This window comes from Pseudomonas sp., from assembly GCF_030684895.1.
In the GTDB taxonomy this organism is placed as follows: domain Bacteria; phylum Pseudomonadota; class Gammaproteobacteria; order Pseudomonadales; family Pseudomonadaceae; genus Aquipseudomonas.
The window spans coordinates 1-7,763 of sequence record NZ_JAUXXP010000087.1 but is presented as its reverse complement, the minus strand read 5'-3'; the positions used below and the strand labels follow the sequence as shown (position 1 = coordinate 7,763).

The 7,763-nt window shown below is 55.7% G+C and carries 5 protein-coding genes; all 5 read left to right on the top strand.

All coding sequences use genetic code 11. The annotated features are described in order from the left end of the window. Window positions 1-9 precede the first annotated feature (9 nt). Window positions 10-2,112 (top strand): type IV pilus secretin PilQ, encoded by a 2,103-nt coding sequence (gene pilQ / locus Q8M42_RS19275; RefSeq protein WP_305285332.1) that lies wholly within the window; start codon window positions 10-12, stop codon window positions 2,110-2,112. A 4-nt stretch (window positions 2,113-2,116) separates the two neighbouring features. Beyond that, window positions 2,117-2,635, top strand: coding sequence for a shikimate kinase AroK (gene aroK, locus Q8M42_RS19270; protein WP_304863893.1), 519 nt, complete (start codon window positions 2,117-2,119; stop codon window positions 2,633-2,635). Between the two features lie 51 nt (window positions 2,636-2,686). Then, a complete protein-coding gene (aroB, locus tag Q8M42_RS19265) occupies window positions 2,687-3,790 on the top strand; it encodes a 3-dehydroquinate synthase (RefSeq protein ID WP_304863895.1) in 1,104 nt (367 codons plus the stop codon). 10 nt (window positions 3,791-3,800) lie between these two features. Then, the gene (locus Q8M42_RS19260) at window positions 3,801-5,381 is read left to right on the top strand and encodes an AAA family ATPase (RefSeq protein ID WP_304863897.1); all 1,581 of its coding nucleotides are present in this window, start codon (window positions 3,801-3,803) and stop codon (window positions 5,379-5,381) included. Window positions 5,382-5,621: 240 nt separating this feature from the next. Further along, window positions 5,622-7,763, top strand: a 2,142-nt coding sequence (gene gltB, locus Q8M42_RS19255; protein WP_305285328.1) for a glutamate synthase large subunit, incomplete at its 3' end; no start/stop codon positions are given.

The following is a 7,763-nucleotide window of genomic DNA, read 5'->3' as shown; positions in this document are numbered from 1 at the left end:
AATTTAATTATGAAAAATTACATTTCATGTATAGGGCTCTCGTTCATAGCTGTTTTTTTATCGCCTTCAATTTTGGCGTCCAATTTGCAGGCAATGGACGTTGCTGCATTGCCTGGTGATCGAGTTGAATTGAAGTTGACCTTCGATGAGCCGGTTCTTGCTCCGCGCGGATACACAATTGAACAGCCCGCCCGAATTGCATTAGACCTACCAGGTGTTTCGAATAAATCAGGTGTCAAAAACCGTGAGTTGGGTGTCGGTAATGCGCGTAGTGTTACTGTAGTTGAGGCTAAGGACCGCACTCGGCTCATTATTAATCTGACAAATCTCGCGCCCTACCAAACTCGTGCCGAGGGCAATAACCTTTTCGTTATTTTGGGGGAGGGGGCTGCAATATCTAGCAGCGGACCTGTAGCCGTTCCAGTGGCGGCGTCAGTCAAGCAACAGGTCAAGCATGTCCGAGAAATTGGTGGTATCGATTTTCAGCGTGGCGAGCTTGGCGAAGGTAATGTTGTTATTACATTGTCTGATGCGTCCATAACTCCTGATATACAGGATCAGGGTGGTAAAATTCGCCTCGATTTCCCAAAGACAAACTTGCCCGAGGCTTTGCGGGTAAAACTTGATGTTAAAGACTTTGCTACGCCAGTTCAGTTTGTCAGTGCTGCGGGCTCTGCAGGTAAGGTCAGTATTGTCATTGAGCCGTTTGGAGTGTACGACTATTTGGCATATCAGGCGGATAATAAGCTGACTATTAGCGTTAAACCGTTAACGCAGGTTGAGGCGGATAAACGCAAGGCAGAAAGTTTTTCTTATACTGGTGAAAAATTATCTCTGAATTTTCAAGATATAGATGTTCGCTCGGTTCTTCAACTGATTGCTGATTTTACTGATCTTAACCTAGTTGCTAGTGATACTGTTGCGGGTAATATAACCCTGCGCTTGCAGAATGTTCCTTGGGATCAGGCCTTGGACTTGGTTCTTAAAACAAAGGGGCTTGATAAGCGCAAAATAGGTAATGTGTTGCTTGTTGCTCCTGCTGATGAGATTGCGGCTCGTGAGCGGCAGGAGCTTGAGGCTCAAAAGCAAATAGCTGAGCTTGCGCCTCTTCGTCGCGAGTTAATTCAGGTTAACTATGCCAAGGCGTCTGATATTGCTAAGCTATTCCAGTCAGTAACAGGTGGTGCGGCGAGTAGTGGTGGAGGTGCTAGTGGAGCCTTGGAAGATCGAGGCTCCATTGCTGTCGACGATAGAACCAATAGTATCATTGCGCATCAAACCCAAGATAGATTAGATGAGTTGCGCCGTATTGTATCTCAGTTAGATGTTGCAGTGCGCCAGGTGATGATTGAGGCGCGTATCGTTGAGGCTGATGTCGGTTATGACAAGAGCTTAGGTGTGCGTTGGGGTGGGTCTACTAACTTGTCAGGAAACAGCAAGTGGACTGCTTATGGTAATGATGATAAGGGTGATGAGAGTGGCAATCTTGGAAGTGCAACAACCCCAATAGGTCCAAACGTGCCTTTTGTCGATTTGGGAGTTGCTAACCGATTTGCTGGTATTGGTATCGGGTTTGTAACTAATAATACAGTTCTTGATCTTGAGCTAACTGCTATGGAGAAAAGTGGTAGTGGAGAGGTTGTTTCCCAGCCTAAGGTTGTGACATCGGACAAGGAAACTGCCAAGATCCTGAAAGGATCTGAAGTTCCATACCTTGAGGCAAGTTCAAGTGGTGCTGCAACAGTATCGTTCAAAGAGGCCGCATTGTCGCTTGAGGTTACACCGCAGATAACTCCGGATAACAGGGTTATTATGGAGGTTAAGGTGAATAAGGATGAGCCTGATTATGCTAATGCGTTATTGGGTGTTCCGCCGATTAAAAAGAATGAGGTGAATGCTAAAGTCTTGGTGAATGATGGTGAAACCATTGTTATTGGCGGTGTTTTCTCAAATACACAAACTAAATCTGTTGATAAGGTCCCGTTTTTGGGGGACTTACCCTTTGTTGGGCGTGTTTTCAGGCGCGACACGGTTGAGGATAAGAAGTCAGAGCTCTTGATTTTCTTGACTCCACGTATAATGAATAATCAAGCCATCGCGGTGAGTCGTTGATTCAGTGCGGAATTTGATCCTTGTTGGCCCGATGGGGGCTGGTAAAAGCACCATCGGGCGTTTGCTTGCTAAAGAGTTGCGGTTGCCGTTCAAAGACTCTGACAAAGAGATTGAGCAGCGCACGGGTGCGGATATTCCTTGGATCTTTGATGTTGAGGGTGAGCAGGGGTTTCGTGAGCGTGAGCAGGCGGTAATCGCAGAGCTTTGTGATGTTGACGGTATGGTCTTGGCCACTGGTGGCGGCGCGGTTATGCGCGCCGAAAACCGTATTGCCCTCAGGCGGGGTGGTCATGTGGTCTATCTGCATGCGTCTGTTGAGCAGCAGGTTGATCGTACTTCGCGTGATCGCAATCGTCCGCTGTTGCGTGCAGCGGATCCGGGTAAGGTTCTGGCTGAACTGTTGGCGGCTCGTGATCCGCTTTACCGTGAAATCGCTGATGTAGTGGTCGAAACCGATGAGCGTCCGCCTCGTCTGGTGGTTCAAGAAATCCTTGAGCGTCTTGAGGCGCTTTCTCCCCGTTAAAGCGCAGGCTGAACTGCGCTATCCTAGGCCCCTTTGTAACCTGGGGGCTTTATGCAGACTCTTCATGTCGATCTTGGTGAACGCAGCTATCCGATCTATATCGGTGCCGAGCTGTTGGCTCGTGATGATTTGCTGGCGGCTCACATTGTCGGTCGACAAGTCGCGATAGTAACCAATGAGACAGTTGCTCCCCTTTATCTTGCTGCGCTTGAGCGCTCGCTCGCAGGCTATGCCATTACCTCTGTGGTGTTGCCTGATGGTGAGAGTTATAAAACCTGGGAAACCCTGCAGCTGGTTTTTGATGGGTTGCTGGGCGCGCGGCATGACCGTCGCACTACGGTCATTGCTTTGGGCGGTGGTGTAATCGGTGATATGGCGGGGTTTGCCGCCTCGTGTTACCAGCGCGGCGTGAACTTTATCCAAGTACCAACCACGCTGCTGTCGCAGGTCGACTCATCGGTGGGTGGCAAAACCGGGATCAACCACCCGCTGGGTAAAAATATGGTGGGGGCCTTCTACCAGCCGCAAGCCGTGTTGATCGATACCGCCACGCTGGCTACCTTGCCGGCTCGTGAGTTGTCTGCTGGTTTGGCCGAGGTGATCAAGTACGGTTTGATTTGCGATGAGCCATTCCTGTCCTGGCTTGAGGAGCATATGCCTGCATTGCGTGCCCTCGATCAGGAGGCCCTGACTGCGGCGATTGCTCATTCATGTGCGGCCAAGGCTCGCGTTGTCGCGGCTGATGAGCGTGAGTCGGGTGTGCGCGCTACGTTGAATCTTGGGCACACCTTCGGCCATGCCATCGAAACGCATCAGGGCTATGGTGCCTGGCTGCATGGTGAGGCGGTTGCGGCTGGCACCGTTATGGCGCTGGATATGTCCGCGCGCCTGGGTTGGGTCAGCGCGGCTGAGCGTGAGCGTGCCGTTCGCTTGTTTATTGCCGCAGGCTTGCCGGTTACTCCTCCTGAGGATATGACTCCTGAGGACTTTATGGAGCATATGGCGGTCGACAAGAAGGTTCTCGATGGCAAGCTGCGCCTGGTGTTGTTGCGCGGCTTGGGTGAGGCGGTTGTAACCGGTGATTTTCCCCGGGAAATTTTGAATGCCACGCTGAGCGCAGATTATGCGGCGCAGCTGGCTCAGCTTAAAAATTAACGAGTGTCCCATGACAAGTCTGCATGCTGACGAGGCGTTTCTCGATCATTACCACTTCACTCACGACCCCTTTGCTTCGCGGGTACCGGGGTTCAAGTTCTTTCCGGCGCAGCGCAAGCCGGTGCTGGGTCAGTTGCATCACCTGGCGCGCTACAGCCAGTTGCTATTGGTGGTCAGTGGCCCTGAAGGCAGTGGCAAAACCCTGCTGCGCCAGGCGCTGGTAGCCAGTACCAATAAGCAGGCGGTGCAGAGTGTGGTGGTGTCCGCCAAGGGGGCTGCTGATCCGGCGAGTATTCTGCGCCAGGTCGCGCAGGGGCTGCAGGTGCAGCGGCCGGAGTTGCCGGCCATTCTGGCGCAGGTTGGGCAATTAGCGCTGACCGGGCAGGAAGTCTATGTGCTGGTGGATGATGCTGAAGATCTCAGTGATGCGGCGCTGACCAGCTTGCTGAGTCTGGCGGTCGGCAATGCAGAGGGTCGCCCTCATGTTTTTCTGTTTGCTGATTCGCAGTTGCTGCCGCGCCTTGAGCATGTGGCAGCGGGTGGTGAGTGCTTTCATGTCATCGAGCTGCAGTCGTATAGCGAAGACGAAACGCGTGAGTATTTGGCTCAGCGTCTCGAGGGGGCGGGGCAGGGTATTGAGGTTCTCAGCGATGAGCAGGTTGCAGATATTCATGAGCAATCTGCCGGTTGGCCGGGTGTAATCAATCAGGTTGCGCGCGAGTCGTTGGTTGAGGCGATGTTGGCGCAGCGCGGTGCGGCTAACCGTGGTGGTTTTTCTTTCAACTTGCCGCGCAAGCATTTGCTGGCTCTCTGTGTGGTGGCTATCGGTGTGCTGGCCGCCTGGTTTATGCAAGGGCGAGTGGTTGAGAATGTAGATGCGCCTGTGATTGCACAGTTGCCGCTTGGTGAAGCTACTCCACCTGCGCTGGTTGCGGGGGCGGCTGCTCCTGCCGTTCCTGCGGTTGCGCCGGCAATCCAGTTCGAGGGCGCCAATCAGCCACTGCCGTTGCCTTTGGTGGGTGAAGCGCAGCCCGTTATTCGTGAGCCTTTGGCGCAGGCGGCTGGTTTGAGTGGCGCCGAAGAGGCTGACGCTACGGGTGCGTCAGGTGCTGCGGATATCGCACCTGAGCCGGCTGTGTCGGTGAATGTACCGGTTGCACCTGTGGTGCCTGCGCCAGTCAAGGTGGCGCCTGTGGTTGCTCCGCCTGCCGCGCCGGTAGTCAAGCCGGTTGCGCCAGTGGCGGCTGCGGTGCCGCCGCCAGCTAAGCCGCAAGCGCCGGCTGCTGCGGTCAAGCCTGCTGCTGGTGGCGATTGGTATGCCGCGCAGGCGGGCTCGCATTTTACCTTGCAGATACTCGGGGCTCGGTTGGAAAGCGGTGCGCAGGCTTTTGTAAACGCCAATGGCGCGGATTACCGCTATTTCAAGAAGCAGCATCAGGGTAAGCCGCTTTATGTGGTGACCTATGGCAGCTTTGCCACGCGTGATGCGGCGCAAGCTGCCTTGCGCACATTGCCTGCCAAGGTGCAGGCTGGTAAGCCCTGGCCGCGTAACTTTGCTGGCATTCAGCAAGAGATTGCCCAGGCGCGCTAGCTGATACACTTCAGCGCTTGCGCTGACCGGTCGGTCGCTACCACGACCTTCCGGTCTTATCCTTCGTTTTAGCGACATATTTTTTCAAGGCTTCGTCACTAAGATTTGTGACGGCCTAGGTGGGTATGTACAATGACTGCCCTTTCGCCTGCGCAAAGCTGGGGCTTAGCCCTGCGCGCATGGTAAGTGGTTGAATTAGAAAGTAATTGCCTTGTGATAGGCCGTCTGGTGAGAGTCCCTATGAAAGCAGGTTTGTACCGTCCTGATGAGTTCAAGGATAACTGCGGCTTCGGCCTTATCGCCCATATGCAGGGTGAGGCTAGCCATCACCTGCTGCAGACCGCGATTGAAGCCCTGACATGCATGACCCACCGTGGCGGGATCAACGCCGACGGTAAGACCGGTGACGGTTGCGGTCTGCTGATCCAGAAGCCTGATGCTTTCCTGCGGGCCATGGCCCAGCAGCACTTTGCCGTCGAGCTGCCTAAGCAGTACGCCGTCGGCATGGTGTTCCTCAACCAAGATCCAGTGAAGGCTGAAGCGGCCCGCGAAAACATGAATCGCGAGATTCTCGCGGCTGGCCTGAGCTTGGTCGGCTGGCGCAAAGTGCCAATCGACACCAGCGTGCTCGGCCGTCTGGCGCTTGAGCGCCTGCCGCAGATCGAACAGGTGTTTATTGGTGGTGAAGGCCTGTCCGATCAGGAATTCGCGATCAAGCTGTTCAGCGCCCGTCGTCGCTCCTCGGTGGCCAACGCCGCTGACAGCGATCACTACATCTGCAGCTTTTCGCACAAGACCATCATCTACAAAGGCCTGATGATGCCGGCCGACCTGCAGCAGTTCTACCCGGACCTGGGTGACGAGCGTCTGCAGACCGCCATTTGCGTGTTCCACCAGCGCTTCTCCACCAACACCCTGCCGAAGTGGCCGCTGGCTCAGCCGTTTCGCTTCCTGGCGCACAACGGTGAAATCAACACCATCACCGGTAACCGCAACTGGGCGCAGGCCCGTCGCCTGAAATTCGCCAACGACCAAATCTTCGATCTGGAAGAGCTCGGCCCGCTGGTCAATCGCGTGGGCTCCGACTCCTCGAGCATGGACAACATGCTGGAACTGATGGTCACCGGCGGCATCGACCTGTTCCGTGGCGTGCGCATGATCATTCCGCCGGCGTGGCAGAACGTTGAAACGATGGACGCCGACCTGCGCGCGTTCTACGAATACAACTCCATGCACATGGAACCCTGGGATGGTCCGGCCGGTGTGGTACTCACCGATGGTCGCCATGCCGTGTGCCTGCTCGACCGTAACGGTCTGCGTCCGGCGCGCTGGGTTACCACCAAAAATGGCTACATTACCCTGGCCTCGGAAATCGGCGTGTGGAACTACGCACCCGAGGACGTATTGGCCAAGGGCCGCGTCGGCCCGGGGCAAATCCTGGCGGTGGACACCGAAACCGGGCAGATCCTCGGCAGCGACGACATCGACAACCGTCTGAAGTCGCGTCATCCCTACAAGCAGTGGATGCGCAAGAGTGCCCAGCGCATTCAGGCAACCCTGGAAGACCGCGACCACGGTTCGGCGTTCTACGACGTTGACCAGCTCAAGCAGTACATGAAGATGTACCAGGTCACCTTCGAGGAGCGTGATCAGGTGCTGCGTCCGTTGGGCGAACAGGGCCAGGAAGCGGTCGGCTCCATGGGTGACGACACGCCGATGGCGGTGCTCAGCCAGCGCGTGCGCTCGCCGTACGACTACTTCCGCCAGCAGTTCGCCCAGGTTACCAACCCGCCGATCGACCCGCTGCGTGAAGCCATCGTCATGTCGCTGGAGATCTGCCTCGGTGCCGAGCGCAATATCTTCGAAGAGTCGCCCGAGCACGCCGCACGGGTGATTCTCAGCAGTCCGGTGATTTCGCCGGCCAAATGGCGCGCATTGATGAACCTGGATCGCCCAGGCTTCGAGCGTCAGCTGATCGACATGAACTACGACGAGTCGCTTGGCTTGGAAGCCGCCGTACGCAATATGGCCGATCAGGCTGAGGAAGCGGTGCGCGCCGGTAAGGTGCTGCTGGTTCTGTCTGACCGTCATATCGCCCCGGGCAAGCTGCCGGCTCACGCCTCGCTGGTCACTGGTGCAATTCACCACCGCCTGACCGAAAAAGGCCTGCGCTGCGACTGCAACATCCTGGTCGAGACCGCGACTGCCCGCGATCCGCATCACTATGCGGTGCTGCTCGGCTTTGGCGCGTCGGCGGTCTACCCGTTCCTTGCATACGAAGTGCTGGGCGACCTGATCCGCACCGGCGAAGTGCTGGGCGATCTGTATGAAGTGTTCAAGCACTACCGCAAAGGCATCTCCAAAGGCCTGCTGAAGATCCTC